We start from the raw sequence: 17,847 nt of genomic DNA, 5'->3' as shown, positions 1-17,847 counted from the left end.
AAGCACTAACGCAACTTTGAAAGTTTTTTATTAACGTGTCCAGTCTTTTTCTTTCACATTTGGATAAAATCTATAGCACCAACATCCTTTTGAATCATATTCGGTAAGGCATCCGTTAGGACATTCGCCGTCTTCATATCTTGCTAATGCTTCCACATTAGCCAATACCAAGTCCGACAGTTCAACACTTTGTTTATTTTGCTGGTAGTTCCAGCCTGCTGCTGCGGCGATCGCAACAAAAGCGATTACGCCAAAAAATTTCTTTCCCATTTTCGTTTTGTTTTAGGGATTTATAGACTTATGTTTGCTTTTGGACCTTTCGCCCGATATCATTTCCCGGAACAGGTGATTCCCAACCCTTTTGTTCTTTACTCCAAATTTGCTACTTTTGCCATTACCTCCTTCTTTATTTGTTCTTGAATGAGGGAAAGTCCGGGAGTTTCTGTTTATGCTTGTGAGGCGATAGGCAGAGACTCCTTTCCTTTTCCCGTTAATTGCTTTATTCTACTGTCCCGATAAAACTCACCATTAGTGAGTTGTTCGGGATGTTTCCATAAATGTCTACCGTTCGGTAAAAATCTCCCGATTGTTCCGCTTCGTAGCTGACCGTGATCGTTCCGCTCTCTCCCGGTTGCAGTACATCCCAGTCGCAAGTTGCTTCAGTGCAGTTGCAAGAGGTGGTGAAACCTTTCAACCTAAAGACGCTTGTTCCGGTATTCCGGACTATGATTGTCTGCTTCTTGCTTGTTCCTTCTTTGACCATTCCTAAATCATATTCGCTCTTTTCTGCTTCGAGAGTAGTCATTGCCAATATCTCTTTGTGTTGTGTACCAGTAATTTGTTTCAGATACAAATCCCTAACCGCCAAGTTATGCACCGGATTGCCGATCACTTTCACTTTGTTGTCCTTGTCAAGCAGGAATGTCTGGAAAGTGATATTTTGCGGAAATTGGTTCAACTTGTCCAACCGGTTGTCCCGATCGATGCAGACAGGGCGGTCGAAGTTGTCGCGTTTTAAGATATATCGTAATTCTCGGTCGCCTTTTGATTGGAAGACGAAGATAAACGGAATGTTGCTGCTTGTTGTCGAATCAACATGGGCGATCAATTCTTTCCATTTCGGCAGTTGCAATTTGCAACTGGTGCAACCTGTTGAATCAATATAAATCAACACTTTATATTCTGCATCGGGTATCCGGTATTCTACCGGATCTGTGACAAAGCGGGTAAACTCCATATCCTGCGGGAAGACAATCTCTTTTCCCTGCCATTTCTGGACCAGACGGGCAAATTGTTCTTTCTTCTTATCCTGGCAAGCGGAGGATAAGAGGAACAGGGATAATATGTAGAATAATAATCGTTTCATATTTCTATTTTTATCATTTTTGATTCAGTAAATGCCTCATCTTTGCTCATCCTCTTTTGAAGCATTAAGATAATCAAATGATGTACTGAACTTGCATCATACTGTTTTGTAAGTCCTTTGAAGGTTACCTTACAAAGGTATGGTTATTTGAGAGATACGAACTGTTTTTAGGTTGAACAAAGGTTGAAACTTTTAAACACCTAATAATCAATCATCAGCGAAGCTAACATCAACCTTTTTTCAACTTACATCAATAAAAGACGTGAATTATCTCAGCAAAAAAGCAAACCTAAAAGAAACTGGAGGCGCCTTTTTCTAATATCTTTCTTATTTCCGCTCTCATCTCCCTGATTGCAGTCGTTTCGACCTTCGGTTCTTTGGTCAGTACGGTTCCGGCGGCAGCCCGCAACTTATCCGCTTGGTAGAACTCCGGCTCAGCATACAGCTTGGCTAACAGATAGTAAGGGTACAACCTCTCCGGCAGTATCCTGATAGCCCGGAGCAGTTCCCTCTCCGCCTGCCGGTAATCTCCGGCCGCCTGCCGGTTCTTGGCGATCATGTACCGGATCATCGGATCTCCGCTCAACTGCTTCGCCCGTTCCAATGCCTGTATCGCCTCCATGTATTGTCCCGTCTTGCCAAGGCATTGCGCCTCTTCGAACAAAAATTCCGGTTTATGCTTCAACTTGTCATGCAAGTCTTTATAATCTTCCGCAACCGATTCATACGCCTTGTTATGATAGATCGTCTGCATCCGTCCCCACCGTTTGTACGCTTCATATTGCCCTCCCTGCAAAATGAACAGGCAGACCGAAGCAAGCGACAGCAGGCTGATCATAGAAATATACCATGCCGGTGATGCAGGCAGGGCGGATGATCGTGCCTGCGTGCTCTCTTCCGTCACGCATATCGCCCCCAAAAACACCAGCGCCACCCAAAACGACGGCAACTGCAACGGATAGGACGACATCGCGAACACAGCTAACGCCAAGATGCCACCGGCAGCCCCGTTCTGCCTGTTCCGGATTCCCAAGTACACCATGCTTCCCAACCACGCCACGAACACAATCAATCCTCCGATCCCCTGTTCCAGACCGATCTGCAGGTATTCGTTGAACGCATATTCGGGACATCCCGCCACCAGTTGCTCCCGGTCTGTCGCGCTCCCGGTTGCAAAATACTCGCCTTGCGCCTCTGCGTATGCCGCCGGGAATCCGCCTAATCCCGTTCCGGCAAACGGTTGTCCGGCAATCGCTTTCCCTGTCACTTTCCACATCAGCAACCGCCCGTCCGCCGAATCCCGTTTCATTCCGTAAACCCCGGCAACAGCGCATCCCGCCAATATCGCCGCAATCGCAATAAAAGGGACTGCTGCTTTCTTATACCTTATATATACAGCTTTCGCCTTTTCCCATCCGATCCGTTCCGCCCAGTACACCCATCCGCAAGCCACGACCGCCGCCATCCACGCTGACCGGCTCATCCCGGCGGGCAGGACAATCAAGATAGCTCCGACGCATATCCAGGCAAAACAGTGCATCCCCTTTTGAAACTTCAACGCCGCCCACAGGCAAACCGGCAGCACGACCGCCAGATACCCGGAATAGGGACCCGGATTAAAGAAAGAGCCTGTCAGCCGGAAAAGCGAATGGTTGGAATAGGCATAGCCATGCAATTGCTGCATGCCCCAAACGGCTTCGGCCAGCCCGGTGAGCATCAGCACAAACAAGAAGAAGAACTTCAGGCAAGGAGCCTCCGTAAGGAGATAGCGCAGCAAGAACCACAACACAACCAACTGCCCGCCGAAAAGCAGTTTTTCGGGTTCGGGATCGAGCGGCCAATTGTATGTCGCGAGCGTGATCCCGGCAAACAGAAGCAACAAGACGTCCGGCAACGCAAACGGAATGCTTTTCCTCCCTCCGAACCATACCGTCCCAACCGTCCCAACCGCCATCAGCGCCATCGACAGGTGGAACCAGAAGACTTTCCCCATCACAATGCCGCTTGCCAACCCGCTATCGCCGGCAAGCGGCGTGGCGATCAGCATCGCCCCGAAAACGGATGCCAGTACAAACGGGATTCCATGCCTATACAATTCCAATTTCATGCTTATGTATTTTTATTTCCATGCCAGTCTGTTTTTTATCTAATCTTTTTCATGAACCGATCCCATCGGAACTGTCCTGTGTAGGGGTCGGCCGACTTCCAGATAAAAGCCGCCTTGCCGACAATATATTCTTCCGGCAACAAGCCCCAATACCGGGAATCCTGCGAGTTCATGCCTTTGTCGCCCGCCATGAAGTAGTAATTCTTTTGGAAACAGTATTCCTGCATCGGTTTCCCATTCAGATAGACCGTTGAATCCCTGTATTCTATTACTGTTTTTTGTTCATAGGCGATCAACTTGCGATATAAAGCATAGTTTGTGCGGTTCATTTTGATCCGATCACCGGCTTTAGGTATATAGAGCGGCCCGAAATTCCGAATATTCCAGTTCAAGATCGAGTCAAACGGGAACGCCTTATAGACACCGTCCGGGAACTCTCCCGGCAACGTCCGCCCGATCCGTCCCTGCGAGTCCGTGTTTCCGAGCGGTTCCGCCATCCCGTTTATCCGGAACTTCCCGTTTCGTATGGAAAGCGTGTCGCCCGGCAATCCGATACACCGTTTGATGTAGTATTTCAAGATGTGCATCTCGACCTTGTCCCAACCGTTGGGATGCGGGAAGTTGAAGACCAGCACATCGCCCCGCTTTGCTTTCCGGAATCCCGGCATGCGGTGTATCTCGGTCTGTTCCAGCCGCAACGTCGCGTTGAGGTCGAACAGCCGTGCGCCGAGTGTCGGTTTCCAGACCGCCACAAAGTCCCCTTCCGTCAGTTCCGGCTCCATCGAATCGCTGGAGATGCGGAAGGAGGCGAGGAGGAAGACTTGGACGAAAACCCAGATGCTGGCAACAATCAAAACGGCCAAAACCGCATTCAGAAACCAATCGATGACCTTTTTTAGAAATCCCATGTCCTTTTCAGTTTGCCGTTTTCTATAAATCCGACCCGTTGTCCCAAAGCCCGGTGAGGAGTTGCGTACCATAGAAGGGCATTATCCGGTATATGGGTATAAAGTTGCGTCGTATCCGAAGTAATGCTGTCGCATGATATTGGAATAAAATAATCTTTCCCTACATCCCAAAAATGCAGGTTACAGGGAGTTTTTCCTTTCTCTATCCAAAGCTCCTGCGTGACCGGTTTGTTTTTATCAGGTATGAATTTTCGGATGTGTCCCGACGAATCGACCAAAAACGGTGCGGTAACGTATCTCAACTCCTGTTCTTTACTACCTTCAGCAATGATGAATATGTTATTGCCGACAACATCTTTAAATTCACAGACGGATTCATTTTGTATGCCAATTGCGATCGGTTTCCATTCGTAATAATTATGAGTACATAGATAGACAAGGCTTTCTGCAGAGGATGGAGTTTTGTCTGCCTCGACCTTCAAATCCAGGACCGGATAACCGCTTTCCGCCGTGACATCTTTTAATAAAGGACTTTTTAAGTTCGTAATATAGCCATCATCAGCCCATGACCTTTCGAAATCGGCATCGAACAAGCTGCGGTACACCTTGGCCGGTTTCAGGTAATAGACAGTTGCAAGTTTCTGCCTGTATTCGTCCGGCCCGACATATGCGGGACTGAAATCATAAAACTTGCCATCCTGCAGCACGGCACACCAACTATGTGCCAAATCCATTTTCGTCCAGGTTGTTGTCTGAACGACGATTGGGATGCCGACAGCCCGCATGGCTATTGTCGCAAGATTGCATAAAGCATCACATTCTCCGATGCCGGCTTGAAAGGTTTCTTCCACAGTCGGATAAAACGGATGTCCGGTTTCTTTGTATTTCAAATCGTCCATAAACTGTTTGTTTATGATCATGCAAGCGTCGAATGCATTCCGGGCTTTCCCGGAATCTATCAATGGCAGGTAATAATCCATTAATTCCCGTCTCATATCGGATGCTGGTTCCACTTCTGCCCGGTAGGGAAGTATGTAACGGCAAAATCCCTCAAACGAAATATCTTTAGCCCAAGGTTTTTGCCAAGCTTGAAAAGCCAAGTCGATGTTCCGGATCAAATAATCACTATGTAAGGCTTTGATATCGTAAACGATCTCTTTCCTGATCGTATATCCTTTTCCCTGTAAAGAATCACAATGCCTTTTTACGGCTTGATTATCCGTGAAATTCCGTATGTCGGGCACATATCGTTCGCCTTCGGTCGATACGAAAGATTCCATCCGTGAAAAATGGAACGGCATGTTCCGGATCAAAAACCGGGCAGCTTCCAACTTTAAGCTGTCATTTTTGTAATATTCGAGCACCTTTTCCAGTTCCACCCGGTTTTCTCCGGCCATAGACAAGGCATGCTCCAAACTGACACCTTTTGTTTTTTGCATGGAACAAGAGGGCAGAATGCTTAATATCACGAATAAGAGACATGTTTTCATGGATGATAGAGTTGTTTATTAACGTTCGACAAGGACGATAACGGGGTTATTCCCATTTTCAGGCATTTCGTAATCGATCAGATATTTCCCGTCTGTCGATATGAAATGAGGTACGAAAGTGCTTCCTTCCTTGAACCCGTAAGAATTGTCCGGATAGATGACCTTTTGATAAAATGCTTGTTTGGCGTTTTTGTCATAGCTGTAAGTGTACGGATCGGTGACATCATGGTGTGCCAGGTAAATGATGCCGTCTTTCTCTCCGACTGCTGTAAGCGCGATTTTACCGTTGAAGAAGTCCCATTTTTTCATCAGTTGTTCAGCCGTGCAAGCGAACATTGCCTCTTTGGTTGCCTTGTATTTTCCTAACTCGACTACGGCATAAGGAATTAAATTCAGGTTCTCATCGACTTGGTAAATCGTGTCGTTGAATGTTTCTTTGAAGGCAGGGACAAGCCCGTCAAACGATTTCATCTCCGGTGGTGCACTATATACGACTTCTAACGAAGCCGGTTCATATTTAACCAGATTTGGGATAATCTTAATTGCTGTCGTATCTCGAAAAAAGACAAATCTGACTTCTTTTTTCCCAGTGTGATTATCAACATGCCCTAAAAGCAAGTCTGTATTGGGAATAATGAAAAAATTCAAAGTATGCCGTATCCGAGGACAAAATAATTTACCAAAATATTCTCCTTGCCAATTGTATCGTGTAAAATCATAATTTCCATCAACAACAAACAGTGTGTCGTTCCGTAAAAGAACTCCATTCATCCTTTTATATTCTCCTTTCTTATCTCCTTTTTTTCCGATTTCATACAGGTATTTCCCTTCTTTATTAAATAGAGATAACCTGTCCGAATGGATCACTAACAGTTTTTCATCGTCCAATATAACCCTTTGGATGGATTTAATCCGAATAGAGTCATTGGTTTCCAATTGTATGTATCGAAGATTTGTAGCCCATTCATTTAAAACTATTTCTTGTGCCTTATTTTTGACCAAAGGACGAAAATCTATCCGATAAAAATTCTCACGATCGGAAGATTGCGTTTGTCGGTTACTACAAGATGTAAGAAGCAGGCAAAAGAGGAGAATCCATGTTTTCATAAATTTGTTATTTCAATATGTTGCTAATATCAAACCGTACAATAGCTATTTCTGGCTCTTCAGTTACTGCATATATAGTTTTTTCATCATCTGATACAGAAAATCTACTTGCACTTCTGTCTGTGTGCAAATTTGCTAAAAAATGTCCATCATGATCAAATACTAAAATATTATGTACTTTTATATTTCTTCTATTTTCGCGTACATATTTCTGCCCGAAATAACTACAAAAAATATAATTTTTCGTCATCTTTACATCTGAAAAACCAAGCTTCAAATTCTTTCGATCTAATTGATTTTTTACATATTTAGGTTTTTCCAAATAGAAATCCCACAATAATTGGATTGCTCCATCTGCTAATTTTTTATAACAAGCTATATATCCTAATGATGCCATTACAAATACAAATTTATTATCATATACACTTGTATATCCACTATATGATGACAAATCTGTACTACGATGATGTTCGTCTGGAACATTTCCTATATTTGCTTTTATTTCTAAATCTTTATTAAGTTCTATGATAGGCTGCGTTAATCCAGCCATTGATGAAGCTATAAAACAGTTTTTATTCATGTATTTACCGGAAAGCACTAAAATGTCTTTATTTTTTACCGGAATATTATTCACTTCTGGTAAATCAGACATATTTAAAATATCATTCCAAGAATATTTTCTAAGGATCTTTAAGCCTAAATCATAAATGAATATATCATTATACTCATTTTTACCCCAATATTCAGGCTGAGTAAATTCTTTAGGACCACCTCCGAAATGCCCTGTATGATGAAGTTCCATACCATTATTAACATCATAGACCTTAATGAAATATTCGCCACGAGTAAAAAATGTTAGAATTTTGTCATTAACAATATCTATAGACCAAGGGAAACTCATTATAGATTCATTTGGATAGTCTATTGCGTTGATAGGTGTTTCTTCTATCAAAGATATAACTTGTAATTTGCTTTTATTACATGATAAACCTAAAAAAATCAATAATACATATATTGATGAAATACTAATATTTTTCATGATACGATTTTTTTAATGAAAGAGTGTACCAAATTCATATATCAAAGACTTTTGTCTTACTTTTTCACTTTGGCACACTCTTTATAACTTGACTATCAAATGTGATACATATCCATCCAAACTGTTCCGCTAGTCATGCATCTCATTGTTGTAAAGTCATCACAATAATCTGTACCACTCTCACCTCTGGCAAGAGCCTCGACATTATCCAATGCCAAGTCAGACAGTTCAACTTCATTTATATTCTGCTGGTAATTCCAGCCGGCAGCCACTGCGATTGCTATTAAGAGCGCTGCACCAAATATACGCTTTTTCATTTTCGTATTCTGTTTTATCGTTTTTGATCCAGTAAATTTCTTATCTTTGCTCATTCTTTTTTGAAGCATTAAGATAATCAAATGATGTACTGAACTTGCATCATTCTGTTTTGTTTGGTTTATATTACCATCATACACCTCCTTTCTAAGGGGTTTCGGGGAGCTTGTCGTTGTAGTTTCTGAGGCTTTTCGGGCAGGCTCCCTTTCGTCCAATTACTGAACTTGCCCTTTTATTTTTACTTTGACAGGACTTGCTGTGTTACATTTGAGCGTGACGATTTCATCGAAGAAGCCTGTGTCTTTCGGTGTCATCCTGACTTCTATACGAAGTCGCTCTCCCGGCTTCGCTGGGCGTTTGTCATAATTTGCGGTCGTACAACCGCAAGTGGTACTGATATCCAATATGACAAGGGGATTATCTCCCGTATTTTCTATTTCAAAAACAGCTGTTTTCTCTTCGGATTTCGAAAATACGCCGAAGTCTATTTCGCTGTTTATGGCTTTTGCCGTTGTTTTGATCCGATTGTTATCCTGCGAAGTTTTCCCGGTAACCTGTTTCAGATACAAATCCCTAACCGCCAAGTTATGCACCGGATTGCCGATTACTTTCACTTTGTTGTCCCTGTCAAGCAGGAATGTCTGGAAAGTGATATCTTGTGGAAATTGGTTCAACTTGTCCAACCGGCTGTCCCGATCAATGCAGACAGGTCGGTCGAAGTTGTCACGTTTTAAGATATATCGTAATTCTCGGTCGTCTTTTGATTGGAAGACGAAGATAAACGGAATGTTGCTGTTTGTTGCCGAATCAACATGGGCGATCAATTCTTTCCATTTCGGCAGTTGCAATTTGCAACTGGTGCAACCTGTTGAATCGACATAAATCAGCACTTTATATTCAGCATCGGGTATCCGGTATTCTACCGGATTTGTGACAAAGCGGGTAAACTCCATATCCTGCGGGAAGACAATCTCTTTTCCCTGCCATTTCTGGACCAGGCGGGTAAATTGTTCTTTCTTCTTATCTTGGCAAGCGGAGGATAAGAGGAACAGGAATAATATATAGAATAGTAATCGTTTCATATTTTAGTTATAGTTTGAATTCCATGATCGGTTCATCACTTTCTACACATGTGGCGATGATTGTTTTTGTTTTTTCGTTTATATCGATTCCGTATATGGGTTTGTCTAAGATGTATTTTTGTAACGGGTTTCCTTGCAAATCGAACACATAAATGTAACGACCGCCGTCTTCCGGCTTTTCACCTCGTTGGTAGGAGGCTAATTTGTCTCTGAATTTCACACCCTGAAATACCGTATAGATACGTTCATTTGTCACCTTTATGTCACTGAATCCCATTATTCCGGTAGGGATACCTTCGCCTTTGACACTTTTAAATTGAGGTTCGCCGTTCGGGCCGTATAATACGGTATGAGTATTTTCTTTGGTATTGTATATTTCAATGGATTCACCTAATTGGGTAGCCATTGCCAATATACCATTGTGTGGGTTGTAATCAATAAAGCTACGCCATGCCTGGGCTAATGCCGGATGATTTTCTTGTGTAAAATCTTTTTCAGATGGAATTTTACCTATGCTTTTGATCGGTTTGCCTCTGTAGTCGATTTGCCAATAACGGTATTCGCCTAAGTAGTCGGGAATGAAGAAACAGGAATCTGTAGCATAAAAGTCTAAAGGACGAACCAAATTTTTATCCAGCTGTATCACATTTTGTCTTGTAGCCAAGCGCTTTTCAGCAGAAACAGCCCAACGTGATATTTGCATTTTATTCGCATCAAGAGCATATATCGTGTCGGGGGAGTTAAATTGAAATGTTTCAACTGAAAGCATCTCTTCCGGTCCTTCCCCCCGTTTCCCGAAAGAAACGATATGCTTCCAATCGGGGTAGGTGAAGGCATGAAAATAATAATCAGCGTTATGCAAATCCATTACAATAGCCATACTGTCCTTAACCGCTACCCGGAATGGGTAGCGGAAGAGAGCAGTGTCCAGTTCAATTACTCGCGCACTAATTCCCTTTTCATTGGGAAAAGTCGAATATCTGGGATAATGGATACCGGGGGAATCGGTACAGGAGATTATCGCACTGATACCTATTAATAATATGTATGCAAAACGTTTCACTGTTATTCTAAACTTAAGCCTGAGATTTTATATTCTACTTTATAGCCTCGGCAATCTACAGAACCATAGCCATAGCAATAATAAGTCCCTTCATTATTTTCGCCTTGGGCCAATGCTTCTATGTTTTGAAATGCTAATTGGTTTAAGTCTGTTGTTCCTCTGTTGTCGGAAAGACAGTATGCTGCCACTAAGCAGCCTGTAGCTAAAATAAGTTTTGCAAATGTTTTTCTTTTCATTTTTGTCTTTGTTTTTGTTTTGGGCAAAGGTCGTCTTTCGTGTTAAGCCATGCAATTAATTTTGGCAACAATTTGGCAACAATTGGAAACAGTTGGCAACAAATTCTGAGGCATTGAAAATGTTCTTGATATGTTGCCTATAAAAATCCCTTTGATTATCTTTGTGTTATTAAATGAAATGAAATGAAAATCAGAAAGTTGAAGACAGAACTGCCAATTGTTGTTTTTGGGACTCTATTGATTGTTTTTTTGTCTTATCGATATGTTGTACATGTAAAAAACATAGAGATTCAAAGAGCTTTTTATCTGTTTAAACAGTCGATGGAGCAGGAAAAGAGGCTTATGCAACCCGGACAGATGTTTTTGGGTGATTCGGAAATTGAGCTCCGATCGGATTCTGTCATTATCGAAACCGAAAAAGAAAGAATAGTTTATCCTAAAAACAAGCAGGCGGATAGTCTTGCTTTGATCAATAAAAGAGAATGGGGATTTCAATTGTTCATTACCTTCAAAAATCCCAATCGAGCCTTTACTCTCGATAGTCTTTTTCAAGAACAATTGAAAAATGAGGGGATAATCGCTCAAACAGCTGTTTCTTTTTCACAGGGTGACAGTCTTGTCAGTTGTTCGGATGAACCTTTGTCTCTGGTAGGGATTACTTTGGAGCCCATTGTGTTTGGTGTAGAACATGATCAGAGACAAATAAAACTACAAGCGTATGTCCTGTTTTCCCGTTCTTATTTATTTAGCCGGATGCCTCTGATCTGGGGGGGTGATTTTGTTATGGTGTATTTCTGTTATTATAATGTATGTATGGCAACGGCGTAGAAGGATGGAACATAATAAAGCTGCTGTTCCTCCTGTTGTTGTGCCAATACCGGCCACATTCTCTTCGGATGCTTCGGAGTGGATAGAGATATCACCGGATGTTTTTTTCTGCAAGAAAACAGGTGGATTAAAAGATCGGGATCATGAAGTTTTCTTGACGAGAAACCGTTTACTCGCTTTTATCAGTTTTTTAGAAGCGCCGGATCATATTGTCAGCTACCCTGTTTTTTGTAGTGATGTGTTAGGGCGTGCTTTGAATGAAGACGAATCGACAGAAGAAAATAAGAAACTAAATCGGGCGATAAGGAAATCAATGACGCAAACAGTTCAACGTCTGCGAGAAGACTTGAAGGATTTTCCGGATTTATCTATCGAAAATGCTTCCGGTTTATATTATCGGCTGAATATTAAAAACCGTCTTAGGGTTTAGTATTATATATCGTGCATAGAAAGTCTGTTTTTGTATTCCTGCATATTTCGGTGATACCCACCCAGTTTGTTTCCTATAAAATGGCATTTGGTTGCAAATTTATAATTTCTTTCTTAAACTCTCACCTTTTAAGTCAAAACGATGCGAAGAGTGTACAATTCTGTCCAGGATCGCATCAGCAATGACTTCATTTCCGATGACATCATACCACTTGCTGACAGGCAATTGACTGGCAATGATAGTGGCCTTCCTTCCATGTCTGTCCTCTATGATCTCCATGAAGTCATTCTGCTGCTGTCCCTCCAGTACCTTCATGCCAAAATCATCGATGATAAGCAAGTCCACCTTGGATATTTTGGTAATCAGCTTGATAATGGTTCCATCCACCCGTGCCAACCTGAGCTTGCCCAAAAGTTTCTGCATATTGAAATAGTTGACCTTGTATCCCTGATTACAGGCTTTGTTTCCCAACGCCGTAGCCAGATAGCTTTTGCCTACTCCTGCGGCACCGGTGATCAGGACGGATTCCCCTTTGTCCACATAGTTTCCCGTACCTAACAGAGCCAGCATGTTAGGGTCTATTCCCCGATGACTACCGGCTTCAAGTTGTTCCAGAGTAGCACCGTAGCGGAAGTCCGCCTCTTTTATAAGGCGGGCGTTCCGATTGGTGGTACGGGTGTCTTTCTCCGCTTGTAAAAGCAACATTAATCCATCAACAAGCGTGAGTTTGTCCAGACGCTTGGTTTCAGCGAGTGAGGCCCATAAACGCGCCATTCCTGATAACTTCAGCGAGTGAAGCTCCTTGATAATTTCATCCATAATACGATTGTTTTTAGTTATTTATAATACCCCGCTCCCCGGATGTTCTCATGATTGTCCGGTTCGGGATTCTTTTTCATTGTTTTCTCTTCCTGGGCAAAAGCCTGTATATTATGCAGCACACGTTCCACAAACTTATACGTGTATTGACCGTGCTCCATGGCTATCCGGCAAGCTTTCTCCATTTCCTCCCGGGGTGTTATCCTTTGCAGGCGCAACAGACCGTCACAGCGTTTGTAAAAGAACTCCGGTGGCACGTTTTGTGAAGCGAACATCAACTCGAAGAACTCTTTCAGCACTGCGGACTTCTCACCCGCTTTTTGATTGTAGTATGCCATGGAACGCTTTGTGTATGCATTCGAGTGTGAAGCCAGGTGTTCCTCCTTCATGCTGTAGCCAAAACCCTCTATACGCGGGTGGGTAGCTATGCGCTCGCCTTTAAGGTACACCTTGACCAACGTGCGGGTATAGATTACCTTTACCTTCTGCCCGATATGTTGGTAAGGGACAGAGTAGTAATGCTTGTCCCTGCCCAGGTAGATACAGCAGTTGGCGCTGACAGTCAGTTCTGTGTCATACTGCACTTCGAAAGAGGTACCGGGTAAGGGTTTGAGCGTCTTCTTCTCATCACTGATGAAGTGTTCCTCCCGGCTGTATGGACGCTGCTGCATCCGTTTGCGGTTGTGTAGCCTGACTTGCTCCAAGACGGCCTTGTTCAGTTCCTCTAAAGAGAAGAAAACCCGCTTGCGCAAAGGAGCGTATACCCGTTGGTATATCAGCCTGACCTGATTCTCAACCAGGGATTTGTCTTTTGGCTTGCCCGGCCTTGCCGGCAGGGTTACAAAACCGTAGTGGTTGCCCAGGTGTTCCATCAAGCGGTTTATTTCAGGCTCGTAGCGGTCGCTTTTAACTACGGCGGACTTCAGGTTATCCGGTACGACTATTTTGGTGACACCCTCGAAAAAAGCAAACATACGGGTGATGGCATAAATAAAGTCCTCGCTTTTCTGTGAAGGGACACAGATGGCAAACGCATAGTCCGTATAGGGAAGGCAGCCTACAAAGGTCTGTACCTTGATGACTTCTCCGGTATCCATATCAACGTACTGCATCGTATCGCCGGCAAAATCGACATAGCACTTTTCACCGGCAACATAACTGTTCACTAACACCGTAGAAGGCTGTTGGGCGATTCTGTGTTGGTTCAGGTGGAAGCAACACTGGGTGAAGCCATAGCCGGCAGGATATTCGGCAATATATTCTTCCCAAAGCTGTATCCGGGTCACATGTTTACGTCCAAGTTCCTTTTCCAGATAGGGTAACCGCTTGGAAAAATCGTCGAAGCGCTTGTCCGTATAGGCCGGGGCGCCACCGTTAAAGATTCGTTCCAATTCCGGCTCGTCTTTCTCCAATAGTTCTTTAACACCCATCGACAAGGTTTTAAATTGGCGTATATACTTGTTGACCGTTTCTTTGTAAGCATCCGATAAAGTACACATTGTATTTTCATAAAATAGAAAACTCGATATCAACTTTAGTCAAAAGTTAATATCGAGTTTTTTTATTCTTCAACATAAATATTTAAACTCCAATTGGATTCGTGTTGGATTTCTCTAACTTCCAAACATCCGGAAGAAGTTCACGAACATTTTTCCCGGAGTCCTTTTCCAGATAGTATGGAAGTTTGGCTATGACATCATTCAGCCATTCCCTTGGGTTAATTTCCTGTGCTTTACAGGTAGCTAATAGTGAGCATATGATTGCTGTATTTTCAGCTGCCTCGTGGTTACCACAAAAGAGGAAGTTCTTTCTGGACAAAGTAAGTGGTCTAATCGCATTCTCCGCCAGATTATTATCGATTTTCAGATTTCCATCTTTCAGGTAATTCTTCATTCTTGGCCAAAGAGGATAAGTATAGGTAATAGCTTGTCCCATGCGACTTCTTGGTGGTACTTTACCATAAGTCTGTTCCATCCATTTTTCAAAGGAGTCAAGTATGGGAGTTGCCAAACGCTGGCGGAGTGCACATCGTCCCTGCGCATCGAGTTTTCGGGCATCTGCTATCTGCTCAATATGATATAGTTCCTGTATTTGTTTAAGAGCATATTCTGCAAGTGATCTATTTTCATCCAGTGCCAGCTCCATATGTCGTCTGATATGAGCCAGACAGGCAATAAGGCACACGTCCTTAGTGCCGTCAAACGCATTGTAGGCACTGTAACCGTCACTTTGAAGATATCCCTTGAAGTCCTTTAATAAATTCTTGATTGTCTGTCCGGATCTGGAACCGTCATCATAATGGAAGATGACCAGTTTTTCCATAACTGCCCTGACCATCCATAAATACTCCTTATCGGTTTTTCCCTTTCCTTTGTTGATAACCCGTACTGTGGTTTCGTCGGCCTGAACATATCCGCTGCCCGTTACGAGCTTTACTAATTCCGAATAAAGAGGACTTAATAACTCACATACCGGCTTAAACCACCCGCTTAAAGTACTTTCCGGCAGTCGGACACCCAAATGTCTGTATTCCTTTACCTGACGGTAAAAGGGAACATGATATTCATATTTCTGCAGAAGTATTTCGGCTAGCAAGGAAGGTCCTGCCAGACATTTGTATATAGGGGAAGGTGGAAGCGATGCTATTATGACACCGCTTTCACCCTCTTTGGGAAGACTTAAATTATTTTTGAGTCCGTATTTGGGGCGTACTGTCTCTTTGACATATAGCTTTCCCGGTTCAAATTCAAGCGTACGTGTGCGCTCTTCACCTATACGACGATATCGATTCAGATCCACATTGTCAGGTTCGACAATGACTTCCACAACGGGCAGCCCCTCTAACAGTTCCCGATTACGGCGGGATTCTTTTTTCTTTCCGTCCGGTTTACATGTCTTGGTGCCTACGCCAGTCTCCACAAGATCCGTTTCCTCTTGCCTGGGATTATCCAAGGTATCAAACAAGGCAAGCTGGTTGGGATCCAAGGATGCCAGCTTTTCACTCTTTCTGCCGAAAAGCTGTCTGTTTAACCAGGCTACTTGCGACAGGAGTTCCTGCACTTTTTGTTGCAGTTCTCCCGTCTGTTCCATAAGTTTCTTTTTAGTATCTTATTATAATGTAAATATACTGAAAATCGTACAGCTATACAAGTTTAGGAAGCTCTTTTTAATCAATAAAATCCTTCTTTTCGACTGGCTTTAAGACGTTTGAGCCTATCACTCGGATTATCGGTTATGCCTTCCACCATCAGTACTAAATCACGCCATTCCATGGGATAGGAACGGCTTTCACTATCATAGGAAGGAAGTCTGAAGGTTCCTTCCTCAAGGCGTTTTATGTATAACACCATACCTCCGTTTTCGGCATGCAGAAGTTTCATGGTTGTTCTGCTTCGGTTGACAAAGATAAACACATCGCCAAGTCGAACGTCATATCCCATTTTATCATGAACAAGTCCACAAAGAGAATTTATTCCTTTGCGCATATCTGTCTTCCCCGGACACAGGAAGTAGCGCATCGTATCATTCAGGCAGAACATGGCTACATAATTTACTGATCAGGCTATAAATAATCTCCGGATTACTTAGGATGTTGAGGTGTATCTTTATGCCGGATGGAAGTTCTATGGTTACATGCCTGTCACCACATGATGAAGTGGGAATGGCAGGAGTATGATTAATATTAAGAGGGATAAACGAATCACCTGTAGGTTCGGTGTGTTTGGTATATGGGTGACTCAATCCATATTTCTTCTTCCAATAATGAAAACAGGAAGCAGGATACGATTCATTATCACAGAAATCCTTTATGGTTAGTCCACTGGACTGTTGGCGCTGATATAGCGCTAAAAACTCTTCTTTACTCATTGATCGTTTCATAACTACGTTTTTGATCGCAAAGTAATAGAAGTATTTTTAGGTCTACAATGTGTACTTTATCGGATGCTTACAGATAATCGCAATATGAATTATTATAAGACAAATCATCGTTCAGCAAGGTGTATTTTTTCTCCGTTCTTCCTGTCGCGACATATTTGTGCCCAATTTCATATATCTCCAGAAATCGACTGTTCAAATCTAATTTATTGATGAAATCCGGAACACACTTTTCTTTGTATCTATTGAGGCTATCAATGGAATAAGCGATGTATTTTCTTTGCATATTATCGAATAGGCCTAAATAGTAATTGCCTTCCCTTTGGAAAATGTCCAAATTCATTATTTGTAAAAATTCATTTACACCTTGGCCTTTCTTTGCGAATGAATACATAACCGAATCATGTTGAATATCTATCACATCTATATTATACTCCCCCGAAAATGAATAATCGACGAAAAGTTGATTGCCTAATATCTTTATTAGACCGGGAGCTCCTATTTCCACATTCAAAGTATCGACAGGTGTTAAATATCTATTTGCAACCATCCTTCCTTTTTCTGAACAGGAGGATAATGACATCGTAAGTAAAATAAGAAAAATGTACCGCATAGTTTTTATTATTTAATGAGAAGGTCAAAACTATCTTGTTCCCGCGCTTGACGCGGGATCGCATGAAAACTGACCGTATAAAAGGCCTGTTCTTTTGCATTAACTATCTGATTTCTTAATTATTGCGATAATCTTTGTAATCATTGCGTGAAGTTTCACAAATCGCGTTTCTATCGTAAGTACAGCCTCTACCGCTTTCTCCGCTTGCCAATGCCTCGACATTTTTCAATGCCAAGTCAGACAGTTGAACATCCTGTTTGTTCTGCTGGTAATTCCAGCCGGCAGCCACTGCGATTGCTACTAAGAGCGCTGTACCCAATATACGCTTTTTCATTTTCGTATTTTGTTTTATCGTTTTTGATTCAGTAAATTCCCTATCTTTGTTCATCCTTTTAAAGCAACAAGATAGCCAAATGATGTACTGAACTTGCATCATTCTGTTTTATAAGTCCTTTGAAGGTTACTTTGCAAAGATATGGTTATTTGAGAGATACGAACTGTATTTAGGTTGAACAAAGGTTAAAACTTTTAAGCACCTAATAATCAACCATCAGCAAGGATAACATCA

At 42.5% G+C, this 17,847-nt stretch carries 19 protein-coding genes and 1 pseudogene; 2 read left to right on the top strand and 18 right to left on the bottom strand.

Annotated features, from left to right (window positions below; all coding sequences use genetic code 11):
- Nucleotides 1-30: 30 nt before the first annotated feature.
- The 11 genes from BQ9893_RS09655 to BQ9893_RS09605 all read right to left on the bottom strand — a co-directional run bounded on the left by BQ9893_RS09655 (nt 31) and on the right by BQ9893_RS09605 (nt 10,713).
- Complete coding sequence (locus tag BQ9893_RS09655) at nt 31-270, bottom strand: NVEALA domain-containing protein (protein ID WP_075965833.1); 240 nt, start codon at nt 268-270, stop codon at nt 31-33.
- A gap of 229 nt (nt 271-499) precedes the next feature.
- Nucleotides 500-1,366, bottom strand: coding sequence for a DUF1573 domain-containing protein (locus BQ9893_RS09650; protein WP_075965832.1), 867 nt, complete (start codon nt 1,364-1,366; stop codon nt 500-502).
- A 289-nt stretch (nt 1,367-1,655) separates the two neighbouring features.
- Nucleotides 1,656-3,473, bottom strand: a complete 1,818-nt coding sequence (locus BQ9893_RS09645) for an O-antigen ligase family protein (RefSeq protein WP_075965831.1) — start codon at nt 3,471-3,473, stop codon at nt 1,656-1,658.
- 35 nt (nt 3,474-3,508) lie between these two features.
- Nucleotides 3,509-4,381 (bottom strand): signal peptidase I, encoded by an 873-nt coding sequence (gene lepB, locus BQ9893_RS09640; protein WP_075965830.1) that lies wholly within the window; start codon nt 4,379-4,381, stop codon nt 3,509-3,511.
- Complete coding sequence (locus BQ9893_RS09635; protein ID WP_075965829.1) at nt 4,369-5,871, bottom strand: transglutaminase domain-containing protein; 1,503 nt, start codon at nt 5,869-5,871, stop codon at nt 4,369-4,371. The genes lepB and BQ9893_RS09635 overlap by 13 nt, the downstream gene beginning before the upstream one ends.
- Nucleotides 5,872-5,889: 18 nt before the next feature.
- Nucleotides 5,890-6,978 (bottom strand): 6-bladed beta-propeller, encoded by a 1,089-nt coding sequence (locus BQ9893_RS09630; RefSeq protein ID WP_075965828.1) that lies wholly within the window; start codon nt 6,976-6,978, stop codon nt 5,890-5,892.
- Nucleotides 6,979-6,985: 7 nt separating this feature from the next.
- Nucleotides 6,986-8,017, bottom strand: coding sequence for a BF3164 family lipoprotein (locus BQ9893_RS09625; RefSeq protein WP_075965827.1), 1,032 nt, complete (start codon nt 8,015-8,017; stop codon nt 6,986-6,988).
- Nucleotides 8,018-8,112: 95 nt separating this feature from the next.
- Nucleotides 8,113-8,334 (bottom strand): NVEALA domain-containing protein, encoded by a 222-nt coding sequence (locus BQ9893_RS09620; RefSeq protein WP_075966098.1) that lies wholly within the window; start codon nt 8,332-8,334, stop codon nt 8,113-8,115.
- Between the two features lie 213 nt (nt 8,335-8,547).
- Complete coding sequence (locus BQ9893_RS09615; protein WP_075965826.1) at nt 8,548-9,414, bottom strand: DUF1573 domain-containing protein; 867 nt, start codon at nt 9,412-9,414, stop codon at nt 8,548-8,550.
- Between the two features lie 7 nt (nt 9,415-9,421).
- Nucleotides 9,422-10,477 (bottom strand): BF3164 family lipoprotein, encoded by a 1,056-nt coding sequence (locus BQ9893_RS09610; RefSeq protein WP_075965825.1) that lies wholly within the window; start codon nt 10,475-10,477, stop codon nt 9,422-9,424.
- A 2-nt stretch (nt 10,478-10,479) separates the two neighbouring features.
- Nucleotides 10,480-10,713: an NVEALA domain-containing protein gene (locus tag BQ9893_RS09605; protein ID WP_075965824.1), complete on the bottom strand. Its 234-nt coding sequence runs from the start codon at nt 10,711-10,713 to the stop codon at nt 10,480-10,482.
- Nucleotides 10,714-10,896: 183 nt separating this feature from the next.
- Here BQ9893_RS09605 and BQ9893_RS22115 point away from each other — a divergent pair, with 183 nt between their 5' ends.
- Together BQ9893_RS22115 and BQ9893_RS22110 are read left to right on the top strand one after the other, a co-directional pair.
- A complete protein-coding gene (locus tag BQ9893_RS22115) occupies nt 10,897-11,541 on the top strand; it encodes a hypothetical protein (protein ID WP_244155102.1) in 645 nt (214 codons plus the stop codon).
- Nucleotides 11,542-11,545: 4 nt separating this feature from the next.
- A complete protein-coding gene (locus BQ9893_RS22110; protein ID WP_244155101.1) occupies nt 11,546-11,971 on the top strand; it encodes a hypothetical protein in 426 nt (141 codons plus the stop codon).
- 99 nt (nt 11,972-12,070) lie between these two features.
- Here the strand turns inward: BQ9893_RS22110 and istB are convergent, their stop codons facing one another.
- The 7 genes and pseudogenes from istB to BQ9893_RS09565 all read right to left on the bottom strand — a co-directional run bounded on the left by istB (nt 12,071) and on the right by BQ9893_RS09565 (nt 17,613).
- Nucleotides 12,071-12,790, bottom strand: a complete 720-nt coding sequence (istB, locus tag BQ9893_RS09595) for an IS21-like element helper ATPase IstB (protein WP_075965823.1) — start codon at nt 12,788-12,790, stop codon at nt 12,071-12,073.
- A 17-nt stretch (nt 12,791-12,807) separates the two neighbouring features.
- Nucleotides 12,808-14,289 carry an IS21 family transposase gene (istA, locus tag BQ9893_RS09590; RefSeq protein ID WP_075965822.1) on the bottom strand — a complete coding sequence of 494 codons (1,482 nt, stop codon included), beginning with the start codon at nt 14,287-14,289 and terminating at the stop codon, nt 12,808-12,810.
- 82 nt (nt 14,290-14,371) lie between these two features.
- A pseudogene (gene tnpC, locus BQ9893_RS09585) lies at nt 14,372-15,898 on the bottom strand (IS66 family transposase); the annotation flags it as partial.
- 62 nt (nt 15,899-15,960) lie between these two features.
- Nucleotides 15,961-16,329, bottom strand: a complete 369-nt coding sequence (gene tnpB / locus BQ9893_RS09580) for an IS66 family insertion sequence element accessory protein TnpB (RefSeq protein ID WP_075965821.1) — start codon at nt 16,327-16,329, stop codon at nt 15,961-15,963.
- On the bottom strand, nt 16,313-16,669 hold the full coding sequence (gene tnpA / locus BQ9893_RS09575; RefSeq protein WP_075965820.1) for an IS66 family insertion sequence element accessory protein TnpA: 357 nt from the start codon (nt 16,667-16,669) through the stop codon (nt 16,313-16,315). The genes tnpB and tnpA overlap by 17 nt, the downstream gene beginning before the upstream one ends.
- A gap of 67 nt (nt 16,670-16,736) precedes the next feature.
- Nucleotides 16,737-17,279 carry a hypothetical protein gene (locus BQ9893_RS09570; RefSeq protein ID WP_167369864.1) on the bottom strand — a complete coding sequence of 181 codons (543 nt, stop codon included), beginning with the start codon at nt 17,277-17,279 and terminating at the stop codon, nt 16,737-16,739.
- Between the two features lie 115 nt (nt 17,280-17,394).
- Nucleotides 17,395-17,613, bottom strand: coding sequence for an NVEALA domain-containing protein (locus BQ9893_RS09565; RefSeq protein WP_244155100.1), 219 nt, complete (start codon nt 17,611-17,613; stop codon nt 17,395-17,397).
- Nucleotides 17,614-17,847 lie beyond the last annotated feature (234 nt).

The sequence above is a fragment of the Parabacteroides massiliensis genome, assembly GCF_900155425.1.
GTDB classification, from domain to species: domain Bacteria; phylum Bacteroidota; class Bacteroidia; order Bacteroidales; family Tannerellaceae; genus Parabacteroides; species Parabacteroides massiliensis.
The sequence above is the reverse complement of the archived record's forward strand: the minus strand, read 5'-3'. Positions and strand labels throughout refer to the sequence as shown.

Bases quoted from the DNA above. Each gene is read 5' to 3' on its own strand.
- BQ9893_RS09655 (WP_075965833.1), bottom strand. From the start codon at position 270: ATGGGAAAGAAATTTTTTGGCGTAATCGCTTTTGTTGCGATCGCCGCA.
- BQ9893_RS09650 (WP_075965832.1), bottom strand. From the start codon at position 1,366: ATGAAACGATTATTATTCTACATATTATCCCTGTTCCTCTTATCCTCC.
- BQ9893_RS09645 (WP_075965831.1), bottom strand. From the start codon at position 3,473: ATGAAATTGGAATTGTATAGGCATGGAATCCCGTTTGTACTGGCATCC.
- lepB (WP_075965830.1), bottom strand. From the start codon at position 4,381: ATGGGATTTCTAAAAAAGGTCATCGATTGGTTTCTGAATGCGGTTTTG.
- BQ9893_RS09635 (WP_075965829.1), bottom strand. From the start codon at position 5,871: ATGAAAACATGTCTCTTATTCGTGATATTAAGCATTCTGCCCTCTTGT.
- BQ9893_RS09630 (WP_075965828.1), bottom strand. From the start codon at position 6,978: ATGAAAACATGGATTCTCCTCTTTTGCCTGCTTCTTACATCTTGTAGT.
- BQ9893_RS09625 (WP_075965827.1), bottom strand. From the start codon at position 8,017: ATGAAAAATATTAGTATTTCATCAATATATGTATTATTGATTTTTTTA.
- BQ9893_RS09620 (WP_075966098.1), bottom strand. From the start codon at position 8,334: ATGAAAAAGCGTATATTTGGTGCAGCGCTCTTAATAGCAATCGCAGTG.
- BQ9893_RS09615 (WP_075965826.1), bottom strand. From the start codon at position 9,414: ATGAAACGATTACTATTCTATATATTATTCCTGTTCCTCTTATCCTCC.
- BQ9893_RS09605 (WP_075965824.1), bottom strand. From the start codon at position 10,713: ATGAAAAGAAAAACATTTGCAAAACTTATTTTAGCTACAGGCTGCTTA.
- BQ9893_RS22115 (WP_244155102.1), top strand. From the start codon at position 10,897: ATGAAAATCAGAAAGTTGAAGACAGAACTGCCAATTGTTGTTTTTGGG.
- BQ9893_RS22110 (WP_244155101.1), top strand. From the start codon at position 11,546: ATGGAACATAATAAAGCTGCTGTTCCTCCTGTTGTTGTGCCAATACCG.
- istB (WP_075965823.1), bottom strand. From the start codon at position 12,790: ATGGATGAAATTATCAAGGAGCTTCACTCGCTGAAGTTATCAGGAATG.
- istA (WP_075965822.1), bottom strand. From the start codon at position 14,289: ATGTGTACTTTATCGGATGCTTACAAAGAAACGGTCAACAAGTATATA.
- tnpB (WP_075965821.1), bottom strand. From the start codon at position 16,329: ATGTTCTGCCTGAATGATACGATGCGCTACTTCCTGTGTCCGGGGAAG.
- tnpA (WP_075965820.1), bottom strand. From the start codon at position 16,669: ATGAAACGATCAATGAGTAAAGAAGAGTTTTTAGCGCTATATCAGCGC.
- BQ9893_RS09570 (WP_167369864.1), bottom strand. From the start codon at position 17,279: ATGCGGTACATTTTTCTTATTTTACTTACGATGTCATTATCCTCCTGT.
- BQ9893_RS09565 (WP_244155100.1), bottom strand. From the start codon at position 17,613: ATGAAAAAGCGTATATTGGGTACAGCGCTCTTAGTAGCAATCGCAGTG.